Genomic DNA, 2,744 nt, shown 5'->3' on the forward strand with positions numbered 1-2,744 from the left:
CTTTAGACGCGAGCCCGGGGCCCGTGGGTTATACCCTAAGAGCAAACCACCCTTTTTAAGGGTGGTTCTGATTGTTGAAGACGTGCCAGGACGAAGCTTTCACGATCCCAAACGGTCAACAATCATCCGTGAACGGTCTTTGTTCAAAAAAGAACAAAGACAAACAAATAGTTGTTGCAGTCGATGTTCGAATGTGTTCAAATAAACATGAACAGTGAAGAACCGCACATTCAGATGCCCGGACCTGATCGCGATTCAACACTTCCAAACAGAAACTACGCGCCAGCGTATCTCTCAAGGAGGATGTCATGAGGGTTGTAATCGCTTCCGATGCCGACGGTATGTCGATGAAGGAGTCCATCAAGGAGATGCTCATCGCCGACGGTCACGAGGTCGTCGACTATTCCGAGACCCCTGCCGCGGACTTTGTCGATTCCGCCACCGCCGTTGCCAAGGACCTGCTGGAGCACAAGGATTCCCAGGGCTTTGCATTCGATAAGTACGGCGTCGGCTCCTATATGGCCGCCGTCAAGATCAAGGGAATGGTCGTCGCTAACATTTCCGACGAGCGCTCCGCCTACATGACCCGCGAGCATAACGGCTCGCGCATGGTCACCATGGGCCCGGGCGTTGTGGGCACCGAGGTCGCCAAGAAGATCGCCCGCGAGTTCCTGCGCGCCCAGTACGCCGGCGGCCGTCACCAGATCCGTGTCGACATGCTCAACAAGATGGCCTAACGAGAGCCACCGAGAACTCGAACTTCTACCTCAACTTGTGAATTCAGACGAAAGGACGTTCTGATGAAGAAGACCATCGCAATCGGTTGCGACCATATCGTTACGGACGAGAAGATCTATCTGGCCGACCGCCTGGAGCAGGCTGGCTACAAGGTGCTCGACTGCGGCACCTACAGCCACACCCGTACGCACTATCCCATCTACGGTAAGGCCGTGGGCGAGGCTGTTGCCAGCGGCAAGGCTGACTTTGGCGTGGCCCTGTGCGGCACCGGCATCGGCATCACTAACGCCGTCAACAAGGTTCCCGGCGCCCGCTGCGCCCTGGTTCGCGACATGACCTCTGCCCTGTATGCCCGTCGCGAGCTCAACGCCAACATCGTGGGCTTTGGCGGCAAGATCACCGGCGAGTTCCTGATGGCCGACATTATGCTTGCCTTCCTGGAGGAGCCCTACGAGAAGACCCCCGAGCACGATGCCCTGATCGCCAAGATCGATGCCTGCAACAAGGCCGACGCCGAGGCTCAGGCTGACCCGCACTTCTTTGACGAGTTCCTGGAGAAGTGGGACCGCGGCGAATACCATGACTAAGGAGGTTCCGGCGTTCTACCGAACGCCAGACCAGTCGACGCTGCGAAGCCATCTGGCGGGCGAGCTGCTCTGATAACACTTTTGCTTGCTGAGCTTGGGTGCTTCGTTTTTGGCGGTACCCGGCATTCTGCAGCTCTTCTATTGACGGCTCGCGTTTCTGTGAGGGGGCGCGGGCCGGTTTTCTAAACAGGAGTTCAATATGATTCTGACCGTTACCATGAACCCGTCGATTGATACGCGCTATCAGCTCGACAAGCTGATCATCGACGATGTTAACCGTGTGACGCCCGAAAAGACCGCTGGCGGCAAGGGCCTCAACGTGAGCCGTGTGTTGCTGCAGTTGGGCGACGATGTGCTCGCGACCGGTCTGCTCGGCGGCCACATGGGTGCCTATATGGCCGAGCTTATGGATGCCGACGGCGTCAAGAACGACTTTGTGCCTATTGCCGGTGAGACGCGCATCTGCCTGAATATCCTGCACGAGGGTAATCAGACCGAGCTGCTGGAGAGCGGCCCGCAGATCGCCCCGGCCGAGCTCGAGGCCTTTACGGCCAAGTTCGCCGAGCTTGCAGCGAAGGCGGACGTCGTGACGCTTTCGGGCTCGCTGCCGCGTGGCGTCGATGCCGGCTACTATGCCGAGCTCGTCAAGATCGCCGAGGAGGCGGGCGCCAAGGTGCTGCTCGACACCTCGGGCGCATCGCTGGAGGCCGCGCTGGAGTCCGACGCTAAGCCTGAGCTCGTAAAGCCCAACCTGACCGAGATTAACGGACTGCTGGGTACGTCCTTTACGACCGATGATGTCGATGCCCTGCGCGAGGCACTTGCCGCCGATGACCGTTTTGCCGGTATCCCCTGGGTTGTCGTTTCGATGGGCGCTGCCGGTTCGGTGGGCTTCCATGAGGGCCGCGCGTTCCGCGCCAAGACGCCCGCGATTGCGGCTGTGAACGCGACGGGTTCCGGTGACTCGACCATCGCCGGCTTTGCGCATGCCATTGCTGCCGGCGCCGACGACGTCACGGTGCTCAAGACCGCCAATACCTGCGGCAAGCTCAACGCCATGGATCCCAAGACCGGCCACCTGGTCATGGATCGCTGGGACGAGATCTACAACAACGTTGAAGTAACGGAGCTTTAGGGTTACGCGGTTTTACCAAACCGCGTAACCAGCCGACGCTGCACCTCAGGTTCCGCCGTTCTGCCGAACGGCGGACCGGCCGACGCTGCAAACCCGCCAGAGCGGCAATCTGCCTTTCAGCTTCGGCGGCATGACCAGAAGGTCAATGCCGCCTCGCTTCAAGGCACCTTGCTCGCTTTGGTGGGCTTTCGCTGTCGTGGCCAAAACATCGACGTAGCCCTGGTCGCAAGTAGTCGTTGGGGACGTTCTTAAATGACTAGTCGTTGGGGACGTTCTTGTTTGAC

The 2,744-nt window shown here is 59.3% G+C and carries 3 protein-coding genes; all 3 read left to right on the forward strand.

Annotated elements, in window-relative coordinates:
• Positions 1-308: 308 nt before the first annotated feature.
• The 3 genes from lacA (at position 309) to AB5767_RS06450 (ending at position 2,460) form a co-directional block, all read left to right on the forward strand.
• Complete coding sequence (gene lacA, locus AB5767_RS06440; RefSeq protein WP_006234830.1) at positions 309-737, forward strand: galactose-6-phosphate isomerase subunit LacA; 429 nt, start codon at positions 309-311, stop codon at positions 735-737.
• A gap of 63 nt (positions 738-800) precedes the next feature.
• Positions 801-1,325: a galactose-6-phosphate isomerase subunit LacB gene (lacB, locus tag AB5767_RS06445; RefSeq protein WP_006234831.1), complete on the forward strand. Its 525-nt coding sequence runs from the start codon at positions 801-803 to the stop codon at positions 1,323-1,325.
• A gap of 199 nt (positions 1,326-1,524) precedes the next feature.
• The gene (locus AB5767_RS06450) at positions 1,525-2,460 is read left to right on the forward strand and encodes a hexose kinase (RefSeq protein ID WP_195361267.1); all 936 of its coding nucleotides are present in this window, start codon (positions 1,525-1,527) and stop codon (positions 2,458-2,460) included.
• The last annotated feature ends 284 nt before the right edge of the window (positions 2,461-2,744 follow it).

The sequence above is a fragment of the Collinsella aerofaciens genome (assembly GCF_040926265.1).
GTDB classification, from domain to species: domain Bacteria; phylum Actinomycetota; class Coriobacteriia; order Coriobacteriales; family Coriobacteriaceae; genus Collinsella; species Collinsella aerofaciens_BB.